General features: G+C 72.3%; 15 protein-coding genes and 1 tRNA gene. 8 read left to right on the forward strand and 8 right to left on the reverse strand.

The window, feature by feature from the left end:
• Window positions 1–4: 4 nt before the first annotated feature.
• Window positions 5–1243: an alkyl sulfatase dimerization domain-containing protein gene (locus ABD999_RS22045; RefSeq protein WP_271277179.1), complete on the reverse strand. Its 1239-nt coding sequence runs from the start codon at window positions 1241–1243 to the stop codon at window positions 5–7.
• 170 nt (window positions 1244–1413) lie between these two features.
• On the opposite strand from ABD999_RS22045, the gene ABD999_RS22050 reads away from it, so the two are divergent.
• Complete coding sequence (locus ABD999_RS22050) at window positions 1414–1953, forward strand: superoxide dismutase family protein (protein ID WP_271277178.1); 540 nt, start codon at window positions 1414–1416, stop codon at window positions 1951–1953.
• Here ABD999_RS22050 and ABD999_RS22055 read toward each other — a convergent pair.
• Window positions 1950–3464, reverse strand: a complete 1515-nt coding sequence (locus ABD999_RS22055; protein WP_271277177.1) for a serine hydrolase — start codon at window positions 3462–3464, stop codon at window positions 1950–1952. The two genes, ABD999_RS22050 and ABD999_RS22055, sit on opposite strands and share 4 nt — an antisense overlap.
• Window positions 3465–3480: 16 nt before the next feature.
• On the opposite strand from ABD999_RS22055, the gene ABD999_RS22060 reads away from it, so the two are divergent.
• From ABD999_RS22060 to ABD999_RS22070, 3 genes are read left to right on the forward strand one after another with little or no spacing between them, the layout of a single operon-like run.
• Entirely contained in the window at window positions 3481–3609 is a 129-nt protein-coding gene (locus ABD999_RS22060; protein ID WP_261808346.1) for a hypothetical protein, read from the forward strand.
• 12 nt (window positions 3610–3621) lie between these two features.
• On the forward strand, window positions 3622–5334 hold the full coding sequence (locus ABD999_RS22065) for a sensor histidine kinase (protein ID WP_271277176.1): 1713 nt from the start codon (window positions 3622–3624) through the stop codon (window positions 5332–5334).
• Window positions 5327–5995 carry a response regulator transcription factor gene (locus ABD999_RS22070; RefSeq protein WP_148029628.1) on the forward strand — a complete coding sequence of 223 codons (669 nt, stop codon included), beginning with the start codon at window positions 5327–5329 and terminating at the stop codon, window positions 5993–5995. The genes ABD999_RS22065 and ABD999_RS22070 overlap by 8 nt, the downstream gene beginning before the upstream one ends.
• Here the strand turns inward: ABD999_RS22070 and ABD999_RS22075 are convergent.
• Window positions 5980–6837 carry a spermidine synthase gene (locus ABD999_RS22075; protein ID WP_333485716.1) on the reverse strand — a complete coding sequence of 286 codons (858 nt, stop codon included), beginning with the start codon at window positions 6835–6837 and terminating at the stop codon, window positions 5980–5982. The two genes, ABD999_RS22070 and ABD999_RS22075, sit on opposite strands and share 16 nt — an antisense overlap.
• 82 nt (window positions 6838–6919) lie before the next feature.
• Between ABD999_RS22075 and ABD999_RS22080 the strand changes: the two genes are divergently transcribed.
• The 4 genes from ABD999_RS22080 to lat all read left to right on the forward strand — a co-directional run bounded on the left by ABD999_RS22080 (window position 6920) and on the right by lat (window position 11016).
• Window positions 6920–8398, forward strand: coding sequence for a penicillin-binding transpeptidase domain-containing protein (locus tag ABD999_RS22080; RefSeq protein ID WP_271277175.1), 1479 nt, complete (start codon window positions 6920–6922; stop codon window positions 8396–8398).
• A 20-nt stretch (window positions 8399–8418) separates the two neighbouring features.
• On the forward strand, window positions 8419–9063 hold the full coding sequence (gene trhA / locus ABD999_RS22085; RefSeq protein ID WP_219543798.1) for a PAQR family membrane homeostasis protein TrhA: 645 nt from the start codon (window positions 8419–8421) through the stop codon (window positions 9061–9063).
• Window positions 9064–9123: 60 nt separating this feature from the next.
• The gene (locus ABD999_RS22090) at window positions 9124–9651 is read left to right on the forward strand and encodes an HdeD family acid-resistance protein (protein ID WP_219543799.1); all 528 of its coding nucleotides are present in this window, start codon (window positions 9124–9126) and stop codon (window positions 9649–9651) included.
• 84 nt (window positions 9652–9735) lie between these two features.
• Window positions 9736–11016, forward strand: coding sequence for an L-lysine 6-transaminase (gene lat, locus ABD999_RS22095; RefSeq protein WP_271277174.1), 1281 nt, complete (start codon window positions 9736–9738; stop codon window positions 11014–11016).
• Between the two features lie 57 nt (window positions 11017–11073).
• On the opposite strand, the gene ABD999_RS22100 is transcribed toward lat, so the two are convergent.
• The 5 genes from ABD999_RS22100 to ABD999_RS22120 form a co-directional block, all read right to left on the reverse strand.
• On the reverse strand, window positions 11074–11301 hold the full coding sequence (locus ABD999_RS22100) for a helix-turn-helix domain-containing protein (protein WP_148029633.1): 228 nt from the start codon (window positions 11299–11301) through the stop codon (window positions 11074–11076).
• A 156-nt stretch (window positions 11302–11457) separates the two neighbouring features.
• Window positions 11458–11533 (reverse strand) — tRNA-His (locus tag ABD999_RS22105).
• Window positions 11534–11600: 67 nt separating this feature from the next.
• The gene (gene orn, locus ABD999_RS22110; protein ID WP_148029634.1) at window positions 11601–12194 is read right to left on the reverse strand and encodes an oligoribonuclease; all 594 of its coding nucleotides are present in this window, start codon (window positions 12192–12194) and stop codon (window positions 11601–11603) included.
• 70 nt (window positions 12195–12264) lie between these two features.
• Complete coding sequence (locus ABD999_RS22115) at window positions 12265–13647, reverse strand: DUF2510 domain-containing protein (protein ID WP_271277173.1); 1383 nt, start codon at window positions 13645–13647, stop codon at window positions 12265–12267.
• A 37-nt stretch (window positions 13648–13684) separates the two neighbouring features.
• Window positions 13685–15088, reverse strand: a complete 1404-nt coding sequence (locus ABD999_RS22120; RefSeq protein WP_271277172.1) for a protein kinase family protein — start codon at window positions 15086–15088, stop codon at window positions 13685–13687.
• Between the last annotated feature and the right edge of the window lie 79 nt (window positions 15089–15167).

Consider the following 15167-nt stretch of genomic DNA (forward strand, 5'->3'; position numbering starts at 1 on the left):
CCGGTCAGGAGCCGGCCCGCTCCGCCGACTCGGAGGCGGCCCAGGTGAAGACACCCTTGGCCATGAGGGACGCCTCGCGGGCGGCGCGGGCGGCGAAGACGTCGGCGCGGACCCGGTGGACGCCCGGGTCGTCAGGAGCGGCGAGCGCGGCCATCTCGGCGAAGTGGCCGGCGAGCCGCTCGTCGCCGTCCGCCAGCGCCTTCACGGCGGCGTCCGCGAGCTTCCCGGCGCCGCCCGCCAGGTCCGCCACGGCCCGGGCGAGCACCGCGTCGGGAGCGGGCTTGAGGTTGGCCGGGTTGCCGTCGTACCAGCCGCCGTAGAGCCGCCAGAGGTTGCGCACCACGAACTCCGGCTCGTCGTAACGGGCCCGCAGGTAGGGCCGGTCGGCCAGGTGGCCGGGCGGCCGGACGGCGTGCACGATCTCGTCCAGCCGGGCGCCCGCGTTGAGCAGGCCGAGCGTCTGGGTGACCAGCGACTCCAGCCACTCGGCCGTCTCCAGCAGCGCCTGCCGGATGCGGTCGCGGCCGAAGATCGGGGCGCCGTGGCTGGGCAGCATGATCTCGGCGTCGAGCGCGGCCATCCGGCGCAGGGCGTGCACCCACTCGCGCGGGTAGCGCTGCGCCTTCTGCGGGTTGCCGCAGTTGGGGGTGACCCAGATGAACAGGTCGCCGGGCAGGAGCAGCCGGTGCTCGGGCACGTACGCGACCGTGGCGTCGTCGGTCTCGCCCTTGGCGTGGAACAGGTCGAAGGTCAGCCCGCCGAGCCTGACGGTGAGCGCGTCCCGGTAGGTGACGTCGGGGTGGCGGTACTCCGAGGGCCACTGGAGGCCGGGGAGCTGGAACTGCCGCTGGTTGATCACCGCGTTGTAGCCGCTGGTCAGCAGGTAGCGCTGGAACCGCGGCACCACGGCCTCGTGCGCGTACACCGTCGCCCGGGGCCCGGACTCCTCGAACGGCCCGGTGCCGAAGACGTGGTCGATGTGGCCGTGCGAGTAGAACGCGGCCGTCAGCGGCGCCCGGGTCCATCCCCGCACGTCCTCGTACAGCTTGCCCGCCGAGAACGGGCTGCTGGTGTCCCAGAGCGCCAGGTGCCCCTCCGTCTCGAACGCGATCACGTTGCCGAATCCGGGCCACCACCCCAGGCCGTCGGCGACGGTCATCACACCCCTGCCGGACAACCCGGGATCCGCGATGCTGTCGCCGGTCTCCCCACGCCACACGCGGTCCGCGTACTCCTCCATCATGGTCCCACTCTGCTTCTAGAATTCGGTTCTAGGCAAGAGGGGCACGGCAAGGTCACGTCTCGATTCGATCGCGACCTCTTGGCGGGCGGGGCTGAGCGCCGGTTCGCTGAAGTGGGACACGAATCTTCAAACACGATGCGTAGTCGCTCGGTTACTGATATGAGTGGGGCATGCCCACACGCCTGCCCGTCATCCTGCTCGCCCTGCTCGCGGCCGGTTGCGGCGCCAGCCCGCCGCAGCTCGCCCACACGGAAGGCCAGCCGGCCACCACGCTCAACGGCAGCGGCGAGTTCACCGTCGCCGGCGCCTCCGCGATCGCCTATGACCGGAAGCTGGCGCCCGAAGGCGCCCAGGCCAGCGTCACCGCCGAGTCGTCCGGCGGCCAGACGATCACCTCTCTGGTGGTCGAGGGCTTCCGGCCGAGTCGTGGCTACGGCGCCCACCTGCACACGAAGCCGTGCGGCAAGACCGGCGCCGACGCGGGCCCGCACTACCAGCACCGGCCCGGCCCGGCCAGCGCCGACAACGAGATCTGGCTCGACCTCAAGACCGACGCCACCGGCGCCGGCCGGGCCACCGCCCGCCACCCGTGGGGCTTCGACCCGGCCACGCCGCCCCGCTCCCTGGTGCTGCACTCCAAGGAGACCACGGCGACCGGCCCCGACGCGGGCAACGCCGGTGACCGGATCGCCTGCCTGACGATCAGCTAGCCCCGCGCCGCCAGCGCGAAGGCGCCCCGCGCCAGCGCCAGGAACTCCTGGCCGGTCTTCCCGTCGTCGAACGGCGCGTCCGGATTGACACCCATCAGGGTCACGGCGTACGTCCTGCCGCCGGTGGTACGGGCGCGGAACCCCATGTCATACACCCCGGGCTCGGAGCCGCCCTTGAACCACACCGACCGCCACCGGTCCGGCGGCAGCCCGAGCCCCGCGTCGTTCGCCGACATGATCTCGTCCACCCGCTCGTCGCCCAGCCCGGAGAGCGCGGCGTGGGCGCGGCAGACGTCCTCCGGTGACGCGTACCACTCGATCGTGTCGAGCTCGCGCGGGTGGGTCCACGGACGGATGTCCGAGAGCGGCACCTTCGCCACGACCTTCGCCAGATAGTCGCGCCTGTCCCGGGTGTTCATCGACAGGTAGCGCTCGGCCAGCTCCGGGTAGCGGGCGCCCTTGAGCACGAACAGCTCCCTCGTGGTCAGCAGCGGCGTGTTGCGCCGGTCGTGGCCCTTCGTCCAGGAACGCATGGTGCGCTCCACCGCCTCGCGTCCCGCCTTGCGGATGAGCAGGTCGGTGGCGGTGTTGTCGCTGATGGAGATCATCAGCCTGGCGGCCTCCAGCACGGTCACCCGGCTCCCGTCGGGGCGGTCCTGGAGCTGCCCGGTCGGCAGGCTCTTCACGTCCGCCGTGATCGTCAGCTCGGTGTCCCAGCCGTAGGCGCCCTTCTTGATCTGCCCGGCGACCGTGCCGAGCACGTACAGCTTGAACATCGAGCCGAGCGGGCGGCGCACGTCCGCCGCGACGCCGCGTACGGTGCGGCAGGCGCGGCCGTCGACCCGCGCCGCGACGAACCCGGCCCGCGGCGCGACGGCGCGCAGCCGCCGCTCCAGCTCCTTCCAGCTCTTCGGCGCGGGCTGCGGGGCGGGCGCCTCGGTGAGCCGCATCCCGTTGATCAACCCCGCGCCGTCGACCGACAACTCCAGCAGGAACCGCTTGCCGCCCGACTCCACGCCCGCCACGAGCGCGGCGGCGTGCGCCACGCTCACCGCCCGCAGGCTCAGGTCCGGGTACGCGGTCAGCACCGCGTCGAACTGCTCGGCCGGGACCGCCGCGAGGAACTCGGGGGCGATGCGCGTCCTCAGCTCGCTCTCCCCGACCGGCGCCCTGGTGGAGGCGTCCAGCACCCAGCGCAGCGCGTCGCCCAGAGGCGTGTCCGGGATCTCGACGGGCGGCGCCGTAGACGTGGCCGCAGGCGTCGCGGTCGCCGTCGCGGCGGTCCCCGGCCTCGCGACCCCAGGCTGGCCGGTGGCGACGCTCCCGGTCGCCGCGGCCCCGCCTTGTCCGGTGGCGGCCTCGGTTCTCGCGACCCCCGGCTGGTGGGTGGCGGCGGTCTCGCTCGCGGCAGTGGCGACCGGTGGGACCGCCGCGGCGGTGGCGACCGGTGCGGCGCACGCCGTCAGGCTGACGGCGCAGGCGGCCGCCAGGAGTGATACGCGCCTTCTCATGAAAGATCCTCCTCGCGTGGACGTGCCCCCAGCCAAGCCGGGCGGCGCCGCCGCGCCCACCGGGCAGGCCACCGTCCCGCGGGGTGGGGATGGCCGCACCGACTGTGCGGTCAACCTCATGGACGCAGGTCAGCTGCCTTTGTGACGATGAGGGGCGATGCGTACGAATCTGGTGGCCGGGCTGATGGCCCTGATCGCGGCCGCGGGGCTGGTGGGCGGGTCGCTCCTGGAGGGCTTCACGGTCTGGCACGTGGCGTTCGTCGCCGTCGGGCTGGTCCTGCCGGTGCTGGGCTGGCTGCTGGCCGCCCGCCGGCCGGACGTGCCGTACGGCCGGCTGCTGCTGGCCGCCGCGGTGTGCTTCGGCGCCGGCATCTTCGGCGTCGGCCTGGTCGGCCGCGTGCCCGGGCTCGCGGCCCCTTCGATGGTCGCGATGGTCGTCTTCTACGCGCTGACCTGGGTGTACGTCCCGCTGCTGTTCCCCGAGGGCAGGCTGCCCTCGCGCCGCTGGCGTCCCGTCGCCTGGGGCGCGGGCGTCGCCGCCGCCGTGCACGCCGCGGGGGTGCTGATGGCGCCCCTCTTCCTCGGCGGGTCTCCGGACGTGACCGATCCCGTGCAACTGACCGGCGTTCTCGCCGCCACCGTCGGCCAGCTCACCGTCTGGGTCTCCGGCTGGGTGGTCCTCGGAGGGCTCGTGCTGCGCTGGCGCCGCAGCCGTCCGCCGGAACGCTCGCAGTACGGCTGGATGGTCGCCGGGACCACGGCCACCCAGGTGGGAGTGCTGCTGGCGTACTTCTTCCTCTTCGGAGGGATCGCCCTGCCGGTCGTCGGCGTGGCCGGGGCGCTGGCCATGCTGGGGGCGCTGCCCGGCGCGATCGTGGTCGCGGTCGTCCGCCACCGCCTGCTCGACCTCCGCGTCGGCCTGCGCGGCTCGCGGCTGCTCCTGGTGTTCGACGTGCGGCCGACCGTGCAGGAGGTGCTGTCCAGCCTCGGCCCGGAGCTGGAGGACAGCCGGGAGCCCGTCGAGCAGCTCGGCAGACTGGCCATGGCCGTGCGCACCGGCCTGGAGACCCGCTGGGCCGCCGTCACGCTCGCCGACGGCCGCCGGGTGGTCTCCGGGCCGGAGGACGGTCCCGCGGCGATCACCCTGCCCGTGCTCGGCGGGCAGGGGCGGATCGAGTGCGGCCCGCGTGCCCACGGCCGCCTGTCCGGCGAGGACCGGCGTTTCCTGGAGGCGCTGGCCGTACCCGCCGGGCTGGCCATCCAGAGCGCCGGACTGGCCACCCGCCTGGTCAACGCGCAGGAGGCCGAGCGGCGGCGCATCGAGCGCAACATCCACGACGGCGTGCAGCAACAGCTCGTCGCCCTCATCGCCGGCATCGAGCTGGCCCGCGCCACCGGCGGCGGCACCGGGACGCTCGGGAACCTTCGCGAGCAGGCCCGCCAGACCCTCGCCGACCTGCGCGAGCTCGCGGCGGGCATCCACCCGTCGGCGCTCAGCCAGGGCGGCCTGGTGGAGGCCGTCGAGGAGCGCTGCGCCCGGCTGCCGGTGCCCGTCCAGGTGCTCGCCGGCCGGGAGCTGCGGGCCGAGAGGTTCCCCGACGAGGTCGAGGGCGCGATGTACTTCACGGTGAGCGAGGCCGTCGCCAACGCGCTCAAGCACGCGGGGGCGGCCAGGATAGAGGTGCGGCTGTCCCGGGAGGAGGGGCGGCTCGGCGTCACGGTGACCGACGACGGCACGGGGTTCGAGGCGCGGCCCGGCGTGCTCGCCACGCTGGCCGACCGGCTCGACGCGCTGGGCGGCGGGCTGCGGGTCGAGAGCGGGCGCGGAGAGGGGACACGGGTGGACGCGTGGGTGCCGGTCGATGGGTGACGCGATCAGGACGGTCCTGGCCGACGACCACTACCTGGTGCGCGAGGGCACCCGGCAGCTGCTGGAGACGTCCGGCGGGGTCACCGTCGTCAGCGCGGTCGGCGACGCCGACGAGCTGCTCGACGCGGTGCGCAGGCTGCGGCCCGACGTGGTGGTCACCGACATCAGGATGCCCGGCGGCGACTGGCGGCAGGGCTTCGAGGGCATCGACGCCGCGCACGCGGTGCGGGCGGCGCACCCGGGGGTCGGCATCGTGGTGCTGTCGCAGTACTCCGACGCGCTGTCCGCGCTGGAGCTGTTCAAGCACGGCACCGAGGGCTTCGCCTACCTGCTGAAGGACCGGGTCGGCGACCTGGACGAGCTGCTCGGCGCGATCAGGGCGGTGGCCTCCGGGGGTTCGGTCATCGACCCGAAGGTAGTCGAGGGCCTGATGGCGAGACACGACCTGCGCGGTGAGCCGGAGTCGCTCACCCCGCGCGAGCGCGACGTGCTCCGCGAGATGGCCCACGGCCGCTCCAACGGCGCCATCGCCAGGGCCCTGCACCTGTCGGTGTCGTCGGTGGAGAAGAACGTCAACTCCATCTTCACCAAGCTCGGCCTGGAGGCCAGCGCCGACGTGCACCGCAGGGTGGCGGCCGTGCTCGCCTACCTGAGGCCCTGACCGAACACCGCGGGCGGCGGCACCGGTGCGAGCACCGCGTCGCCGTCCTTGATCGGGGCGGCTCCGGCGACGAAGTTCTCCAGCGCTTCCCCGTACACGCATCTGGCCTGGGTGAGGCCGCCGGCGGCGCGGCGGGTGAGCGGGTCGAGCGGCAGCTCGGCGCGCGAGGCGGCGACGATCAGGTTGCCGAACCGGCGCCCGCGCATCACCCCGGGCTCGGCCAGCAGGGCGACGTGGCGGAAGGCGCCGGTGACGGTGGCGAGCAGGCGCCTGGCGAAGGCCAGGCCCTTGCCGTCGGCCAGGTTGATCAGCAGCGTGCCAGAGGGGCGCAGGACGCGGGCGACGTCGCCGAGATACTCCACCGTGGCCAGCTCCACCGGCATGGTGGCGCCGGTGAACGCGTCCAGCACCACGAGGTCGGCCGAGGAGTCCCAGACCTTGGCGGTGCCCTCCCGGCCGCCCGCGATGATCATTTTGAGCTTGGGCACCGAGCGCAGGTCGAGCTGCTCGCGCACCAGGTTGACCAGGAGGCCGTCGGGCTCGATCACGATGTGCCGGGAGCCCGGCCGGGTGGCGGCGACGTAGCGGGGGATCGTGCAGGCGCCGCCGCCCACGTGCACGCAGCTCAGCGGGCCCTCGTCGAGCAGGTCGATGACGTCGGCCATGAGGCGGACGTATTCGAATTCCAGAAATGTCGGGTCTTGTAGGTCCACATAGGACTGAGGTACGCCATCCTTGGACAGCACCCAGCCGTCCTGCCTGTCCAGGTCCCGGAGCAGCTCCACCTCGCCGAAGGTCACCGGGTACTGGCCGGGCATCGGTTCCCTCTGTCCACGTGCCACGTTCATCTCCTCCTGGGAGAACCGTATGCGACAGCGCAGGCTGATTGTGGTCGTAGGCGCAGTTGTGGCCGTTATCGCCGCGGTGGCTTTCGCGGTCTCGGCCGCCGGCGGCGTCGAGGGCAGCGCCGCCGACACCTCGGCCGCGTACTTCCAGGCCTGGCGGGACGGCGACGTGGTCGCCATGTCGCGGCTGGTGGACCGGCCTCCCGGCGACTTCAGGCAGTGGCACGAGGCGATGGGCGGCGCCCTCGGCGTCGAGCGGCTGCGGCTGGAGCCCGGGGACGTCGAGCGCACCGGCGAGGAGACGGCCGAGGTGACGTTCACCGGGGTCAGGGAGCTGGAGGAGCTGGGCGAGTGGCCGTTCGACGGCACGCTCAGGCTGGCGGTGCGCGACCGGCAGTGGAAGGTCCTCTGGCAGCCCGAGACCCTGCATCCGCTGCTCAAGGACGGCGGCACGATCGAGCTCGTCGAGCTGTTCGGCTCCCCGGCCGAGCAGGTCACCAGGGAGGGCGACAAGATCCCGCACAACAGCTACGCCGACGCCCACCTGCGGCCGCTGCGCGACGACCGGGAGGAGGGCGAACCGGTGGGCTGGGTGCTGGTGGCCAAGGCGCCGGGGAAGCCGGACCGGGAACTGCTGAGCGCGCGGCCGGAGACCCGGCGCCAGCGGACCACGCTGTCGCGCTCGGTGCAGGCGGCGGCCGCGCGGGCGCTCGACGCGAGCTCCGACGCGGCCATCGTGGCGATCCAGCCCAGCAGCGGCGACATCCTCGCGGTGGCCGACCGGCTGAAGAGCGGCTTCAGCGCGTTGAAGGACGTGTTCCCGCCCGGCTCCACCTTCAAGGTCATCACGGCCGCGGCGCTGCTGGAGTCGGGGCTCGGCCCGGGTGACCAGGTGGCGTGTCCCGGCACGTACACGATCCCCGGCCATCGCACCCTCCGCAACGACGGCGAGGTGGCGCGCGGCGCCGTCTCCTTCACCGACGCGTTCGCGTACTCCTGCAACACCACGTTCGTCGAGCAGTCGCTCGCCCGGCTGGACGTGGCCGACCTGCCGGAGACGGCCTCCCGGTGGGGCTTCGGGCGGGCGCTGCCGACCGGCGCGGGCGGCTTCTGCGGCTCGATCCAGGAGGCGGACGGGCCCGACCAGCGCGCCGCCGACGCCATCGGGCAGGGCTCGGTCACGGCCAGCCCGCTCTGCATGGCGACGGTCGCCGCCGCGGTGCAGAGCGGCACCTGGCGGGCGCCCAGGCTGGTGCCGGAGAAGGAGGCCACCCGCATCGACGGCCCCGCGCCCGACCCCGTGGAGCTGGACCAGGGGGTGGTGGCCGGGCTGCGCGCGATGATGCGCGCGGTCGTGGACCACGGCACGGCCGGCGGCGCGGGGCTGCCCGGTGACCTGTCGGGCAAGACCGGCACCGCCGAGGTCGTGGACGGCGCCCCGCACGCGTGGTTCATCGGTTACCGCGGCGACCTGGCCTTCTCCGTCTTCGTCAGGCACGGCGGCTCGGGCCGGTCGGCGGCGGTGCCGATCGCCGCCCGCTTCTTGAACGGACTCTAACCTACGGTACCGTAGGTTATATGACGACGATCTCCGTTAAGCCCATTCTGCGGGGGTGGTTGCACGCGGGAGCGTTGCCCGTGACTATGATCGCGGGCATCGTGCTCGTGGCGCTCGGCCCGACCCTCCAGGCCCGCCTCGCCTCGGCCGTCTACGCGATCACTTCAGGGCTGCTCTTCGGCATCTCGGCCACCTATCACCGCGGCACGCTCGGCCCCAGGCTCGCCGAGTGGCTGCGCCGGTTCGACCACGCCAACATCTACCTGATCATCGCGGGCACGTACACGCCGTTCGCGCTGCTCGCGCTCGACGGCGCCGCGCGCATCGCCGTGCTCGCCGTCACCTGGGGCGGGGCGCTCGCGGGCGTGCTGTTCAGGGTGCTGTGGATGGGCGCGCCGCGCTGGCTCTACACCGTCCTGTATCTCGCGCTCGGCTGGACCGCGATCTTCGTGATGCCGCAGCTCCTGCGGGGCGCCGGGGTGGCCGCCGTGGTGCTGGTCGCCGTCGGCGGCGTCTTCTACAGCGCCGGCGCCGTCGTGTACGGGCTGCGCCGGCCGGATCCCTCGCCCCGCTGGTTCGGCTACCACGAGGTGTTCCACGCCTTCACCCTGGCCGCCTACCTGGTGCAGTACGTCGCGGTGTCGATCGTGGTCTACTCCCAATGATCGCCCATTCTTGACCATGCCGAGGGGTGCCCCGACGGCTCGCGCGGACATCAGGGAAGAATGGAGCAGCAACTCGCGCGTACCTGGTGGATGCCGCTCGTCCGGGGCATCGCGGCCGTGATCTTCGGCATCCTGGCACTGATCTGGCCGGGCATCACCCTGCTGGTGCTGGTGATCTTCTTCGGCGCCTACGCGATCGTCGACGGCATCGTCGCGATCTACTCCGCGTACCGCCACGAGGTGCGGTCGCGGGCCTGGGCCGTGGCCCTCGGCGTCATCGGCATCCTGGCCGGCCTCGCCGCCTTCATCTGGCCGGGCATCACCTCGCTCGTGCTGCTGTACCTCATCGCCCTCTGGGCGATCTTCACCGGCATCGCGGAGATCGCGGACGGGATCCAGCTGCGCAAGGTCATCTCCAACGAGTGGATGCTCATCCTGGGCGGCGTGCTGTCGGTCATCTTCGGCGTGCTGCTCCTGCTCTGGCCGGCCGCCGGGCTGCTCAGCCTCGTCTGGCTGGTCGGGATCTTCGCGCTGCTGTACGGGATCACGCTGATCGCGCTGTCTTTCCGGTTGAAAAAGATAGCCTGATGGGGCGATGATCCGTAAATTTTATGGATGAATCCGGGTTACGGTGGGGAATATATGGCATGTCCGGCCGAATGCGGAGGAGACATGGACGTTCACGCCCGCCTTGCCCGCCACCTGCTCGTCGACGGATACAGGCTCGTACTCGACCTCGAACTCAGCCAGGGCTCGTGGCTCGTCGACGCCCGCGACGGCCGGCGCTACCTCGACTTCTACACGTTCTTCGCCTCCGCACCGCTCGGCGTGAACCCGCCCTTCGACCCCGACTTCGCCCGCCTGCTCGGCCAGGTCGCCCGCAACAAGCCGGCCAACCCCGACATGTACACCGAGCACCTCGCCGACTTCGTCGACACCTTCACCCGGGTGCTCGGCGACCCCGCCCTGCCCCACCTGTTCTTCGTCGAGGGCGGCGCGCTGGCCGTGGAGAACGCGCTCAAGGTCGCCTTCGACTGGAAGAGCCGCCGCAACGAGGCCGCCGGTCGCCCGCGCGAGCTCGGCACCCGGGTCCTCCACCTCACCCAGGCCTTCCACGGCCGCAGCGGCTACACGCTGAGCCTGACCAACACCGATCCGGTCAAGACCGACCGGTTCCCCACCTTCGACTGGCCGCGCGTCGAGGTGCCCGCCATCCACGCCGGCGACGTCGAGGCGGCCGAGGAGCGCGCGCTGGCCCAGGCCCGCGCCGCCTTCGAACGGCATCCCCACGACATCGCCTGCTTCATCGCCGAGCCCATCCAGGGCGAGGGCGGCGACAACCACATGCGGCCGGAGTTCCTGCGGGCCATGCAGGACCTGTGCCACGCGCACGACGCCCTGTTCGTCCTGGACGAGGTGCAGACGGGCGGCGGCACCACCGGCACCCCCTGGGCCTACCAGCAGCTCGGGCTGCAGCCGGACATCGTGGCCTTCGCCAAGAAGGTCCAGGTCGGCGGCATCATGGCGGGGCGGCGCGTGGACGAGGTGCCCGGCAACGTCTTCGAACGCAGCGGGCGGATCAACTCCACCTGGGGCGGCGGGCTGGTCGACATGGTGCGCAGCCGCGGCATCCTGGAGATCGTCGAACGCGACGGGCTCATCCCGCGGGCGGCCGCCCTCGGCGCCACCATCCTGGAGCGGCTGACCAAGCTGGAGGCCGAGCACCCGGAGACCGTGTCCGGCGTCCGGGGGCGCGGGCTCATGTGCGCCTTCGACCTGCCGACGACGTCCGACAGGGACGCCCTGGTCACCCGGCTGCGCGAGGAGGCGGGAGTCCTGGTCCTGCCGTGCGGGCCCAGGTCGGTCCGCCTGCGCCCGGCGCTCAACATCCCGGAGCAGGACGTGGACCACGGCCTCACGGCCCTGTCCGCCCTCCTGGAGACGGCTCCGTAGCCACCTCCGTCCGAGCGCGCGCGCCTCAGGGGAGGGCGCGCACGCTCCGAAACGGGATCACTCCGTGGTACGGGACCGCCAGAGGCCGATGGCACGGACGCGGGAGTCCACGCCGAGCTTGGCATAGATGCGGTTGACGTGGTTCTTGACCGTTTTCTCGCTGAGAAACAGTCGCTGTGCGATCTGGCTGTTGGACTGTCCTGTCGCGATCAGGTCCATGACCTCGGCCTCACGCTTGCTCAAGGACGTGAACGCGCTGTCGAACGCTGCGTCGTCGACTCTCATCCGGCCTCCGGGGCGCGCAGACGGTCAGATCGCCGAGTCCCCCCAACCAACCGGCGTTAGCGGTAGACAGCGAGCATAACTCGCATTGACATGTTTTTGGGGAGTTGTCGGAAGAAAACGGCAACGGCCGGTCCCGAAGAACCGGCCGTTGCCCTCTGGGGTGAGTGAAGGGACTTGAACCCTCGACATCCAGGACCACAACCTGGCGCTCTGCCAACTGAGCTACACCCACCATCGCGCCGTCCGCAAGAACGGCACAGGAAGAGTGTAGCGGTGTTCGGGAGTCTTCACGCCACCCGTTAACCGCTGACACGCTCCGCGAGTGTCCGGGCCGTCGCCGAGTCAGGCCCGGGCTGGCCGACGAACACGGCAGCCCGATAGTAACGCAGCTCCCGGATGCTCTCCAGGATGTCGGCCAGAGCCCGGTGGCCGCCCTGCTTCTCGGGCGCGGCGAAGTAGACGCGGGGATACCACCGCCGCGACAGCTCCTTGATCGACGACACGTCGACCATGCGGTAGTGGAGGTAGGCGTCGACCGCCGGCATGTCCCTGGCCAGGAACGTGCGGTCGGTGCCGATCGAGTTGCCGCACAGCGGAGCCTTCTTCGGCTCGGGGACGTGGCGCCGGATGTAGTCGAGCACCAGCGACTCGGCCTCGGCCAGCGTGACCCCGGTCGCCAGCTCCGGCAGCAGCCCCGACGCGGTGTGCATCTCGCGGACGACCCCCGACATCTGCTCCAGTGACTCCGGCGGCGGCTTGATGATCACATCCACGCCGCTGTCGAGCTGGTTGAGCTCGCTGTCGGTGACGATGCACGCCACCTCGACGAGCGCGTCGCGCCCGAGGTCGAGACCCGTCATCTCGCAGTCGATCCAGACCAGGGAATCACTCATGCGTACTCCTCGCCGCAGCGGCCCGGAGCGACCCGTCCGCCTGCTCATGCCACCAGCCTAGTGCCACTCGTCACGCGGGCTTGAGCGAGCTCACCACCTTGTCGACCACGTCGGTGCCGAGGTTGTCGGGCACCGAGACGTAGATGAGTCCCGGCCGCTCCCCCTCACCGCGGTCCATGAGCACGACCGCGCCGTTCTCCTTCTTCCACTGGTAGCCCTTCTCCTCGGAGATCTGGGTGAAGTCCATCTCGAACTGCACCAGCCAGGCGTCCCGGTCACCGATCTTGATCGCCTGGTCCTTGACGATCTTGCTGGTGTGCTGGAGCGAGTAGTACCTGTTGTTGAAGTCGGCGTACACCGCCTTGGCCGTCAGCCCGATCCCGGCGGCGCCGGGGTAGGGGTAGCGGTCGCTGAGCGCCCCGGTGAAGACGTTGCCGATCCAGTCGGACCGGCCGTCGAACTTCTCCTGCGAGATCTTCTGCACGCCGCTGCTCCACAGCTGGGCCCCCGGCTGGGTGCTGTTGATCGAGGACGCGCGCGGCACGTCCCAGGCGTCCGGCACCTCGTACGAGACCCCCAGCTTGGCGTCGGTGATGCGGCCGTCCACCGGCTGCGGGAGCTCGGCGGAGCTCTGCGGCGGGTCGGTCGAGGGCGGGGGATCGGTCGAGGGCGCCGGGTCCGGGTCCTCGGTCTCCGCCGGCTCCTCGGTCTGGCTCTGGGACGTCGTCGGCGCGGCCGCCGGGTCACCGGTGCTGTTGACGAAGACGACGGCGGCCACCACGAGGAGGGCCACCACGAGCAGCGCCGCCGCCCCGCCGATGACCCACGGCATCGGGTTGCTCTGCTTGGGGGGCGGGCCGTAGCCGGGAGCGTCCCACGACTGCTGCCCGTAGGGGCCCTGCTGTCCGTACGGGGCCTGCTGGCCGTACTGCTGCCCTCCCGGCTGCCCGTACGGGGCCTGCTGGCCGCCGGGATGCCCGAACGCGCCCTCCTGCGGACCCGACTGCCCATAAGGACCGGACTGCCCGTACGACCCCGACTGTCCGTACGGCCCGGACTGGCCGGAAGGTTCGGACTGCCCGTACGACCCGGTCTGCCCGTACGACCCGGTCTGCCCGTACGACCCGGTCTGCCCGTACGGACCTGACTGGCCGGAAGGGGGCTGGCCCTGGGGCGCAGGCTGGCCGTAGGCGAGCGTGGGGTTGGCCCCCGCCGGCGGCCAGTCGGGCGGCCGGCTGCCGTGCTGCTGCTGCGGGCCGGAGGCCGGCTGGGGTCCTGAGGGCTGCTGGTGCGCCGGCCCCTGATCCGTCTGGCTCTGCTGCGTCGGGCCTCGATCCATCGGGCCCTGCTCCATCGGATGGGTGGCGTCGGTCCACTGGCTGCCGTCCCACCACCGCAGTTGCGGAGAGCCGTACGGGTCGGGGTACCAGCCCGCGGGGGTCTGCGAGGTCATGCACGTCAGCGTAGTAAACAACCGCTTTGGTGTGCATTCAGCACTTGTAGGTGAAGGTCGTCTTCGCGGTGCGGGCCGGACCGGGAGAGAGCACCCGTAACGTGGCCGTGGCCTTGGCGGTGCGCTCGCCCTGGAGCCGCCACGTCAGGTCGACGTCGTAGGAGGTGGTGCCGGCCGTGGCGCGCAGGGTGCCCTCCTCGACGTCCTTGTCGAGGTTCATCCGCCACTCGTAGCGGATCTCGCCGGCCCCGCCGTTGGTGTCGATCCGGCCCGAGACGAACGCGTCGCTGTCGCAGCCCAGCGTCTTCTCCGACGTGGTGACGGTCACCTTCTCCACCGCCACGGGTGTGTCGTCGCCACCGCCCAGCCGCAGCCAGGCCAGGACCGCCCCGGCCATCACGGCCGCGAACACGAGCGCCGATACGATCGTCCGGCGGCGTCGCGCGCGCACCGCCCTGGCCCTGCCGTTCCGCGCGGGGGAGGCGCCCTCGCGCCAGATCCGCTGGGCCGTGGACTCCTGCCCCGCCGCGCCGACGCCCGGCCCGAACCGCATCGCCTCCCCGCCGCCGGGGCTGGGACTGGTGGTCGCCTGACCGGCGTGCGTGGTGCGGCCCGCGCTCTCGCGCCCCTGCGGGACGTGCAGCAGGGTGACGATGTCGCCCTCGTCGCGCTCCTGCCCGGCCGGGGCCGGCATGCCGTACGCGGCGGGCTGCGCGAACATCGACTGGCCGCGTGCCGCCTGCGCCAGCCGGTCACGGGTGATCATGCCGCCGGGCAGCACGTGCGACTCGGCGAGCAGACCGCTCCTGGCCGCCGCCAGCCCGTGGGTGGTGGCCGCGGCCGCGGCCCGCTCGAACGCCGCCGCGGCCTGCGGCGCCCCGCGCTGGCAGGCGCCGGCGAGCCCGCGTGCCAGCGCCGCCCAGCCGGAGACGTCGCGATCCGGCGGCGAGATCTCGCCCCGGATGGCGTCGGCCAGCCCGCGCTCCGACAGCAGCGCGGCGCCGTCGGCCGTGACCACGACGGTGCCCGGATGCACCGAGCCGTGCGTCACCCCCGACGCGTGCAGCGCGAGCAGGGTCTGAGAGGTGTCGGCCAGCACCGCCGCCGCGCCGCCCGCCTCCACGGTGCCGGCCGCCAGCAGGCTCGCCAGGGTGGGTGTGACCGCCTGCGCGGTGAGCAGCCACACCTGCTCGCCGGCCGCCACCACGTCGGCGACCGGGATCAGCCCGCCGAGCCCGCCCATGACGAGCCGGCGGTCGGTCAGCACCGCCGACACCACCCGTTCGCGCACCCCGGGCAGCTCGATGATCCTGGAGTCGAACAGCAGCGCCCCGGCCCTGCGGCCGTCGGGCGAGATCGCGTCGATCCAGTTGCCCAGCTCGGTGATCCAGGTGTGCTCGGTCAGCCGGAACCCGGCGATCCCCTGTCTCGGATTGCTCATCGCCGTCTGCCCCCCCGGAGCGTCAGATCTTCCTGTGGTGACGCCCCGACTGCGTCGCCTTACCGCCAGTTTGACGGGA

The organism is Nonomuraea ferruginea (assembly GCF_039540635.1).
Taxonomy (GTDB): domain Bacteria; phylum Actinomycetota; class Actinomycetes; order Streptosporangiales; family Streptosporangiaceae; genus Nonomuraea; species Nonomuraea ferruginea.

Excerpts from the sequence above, each read along its gene's own strand:
- ABD999_RS22050 (WP_271277178.1), top strand. The coding sequence starts at position 1,414 with ATGCCCACACGCCTGCCCGTCATCCTGCTCGCCCTGCTCGCGGCCGGT.
- lat (WP_271277174.1), top strand. The coding sequence starts at position 9,736 with ATGGACGTTCACGCCCGCCTTGCCCGCCACCTGCTCGTCGACGGATAC.
- ABD999_RS22070 (WP_148029628.1), top strand. The coding sequence starts at position 5,327 with ATGGGTGACGCGATCAGGACGGTCCTGGCCGACGACCACTACCTGGTG.
- trhA (WP_219543798.1), top strand. The coding sequence starts at position 8,419 with ATGACGACGATCTCCGTTAAGCCCATTCTGCGGGGGTGGTTGCACGCG.
- orn (WP_148029634.1), bottom strand. The coding sequence starts at position 12,194 with ATGAGTGATTCCCTGGTCTGGATCGACTGCGAGATGACGGGTCTCGAC.
- ABD999_RS22120 (WP_271277172.1), bottom strand. The coding sequence starts at position 15,088 with ATGAGCAATCCGAGACAGGGGATCGCCGGGTTCCGGCTGACCGAGCAC.
- ABD999_RS22045 (WP_271277179.1), bottom strand. The coding sequence starts at position 1,243 with ATGATGGAGGAGTACGCGGACCGCGTGTGGCGTGGGGAGACCGGCGAC.
- ABD999_RS22100 (WP_148029633.1), bottom strand. The coding sequence starts at position 11,301 with ATGAGAGTCGACGACGCAGCGTTCGACAGCGCGTTCACGTCCTTGAGC.
- ABD999_RS22115 (WP_271277173.1), bottom strand. The coding sequence starts at position 13,647 with ATGACCTCGCAGACCCCCGCGGGCTGGTACCCCGACCCGTACGGCTCT.
- ABD999_RS22090 (WP_219543799.1), top strand. The coding sequence starts at position 9,124 with ATGGAGCAGCAACTCGCGCGTACCTGGTGGATGCCGCTCGTCCGGGGC.
- ABD999_RS22055 (WP_271277177.1), bottom strand. The coding sequence starts at position 3,464 with ATGAGAAGGCGCGTATCACTCCTGGCGGCCGCCTGCGCCGTCAGCCTG.
- ABD999_RS22065 (WP_271277176.1), top strand. The coding sequence starts at position 3,622 with ATGCGTACGAATCTGGTGGCCGGGCTGATGGCCCTGATCGCGGCCGCG.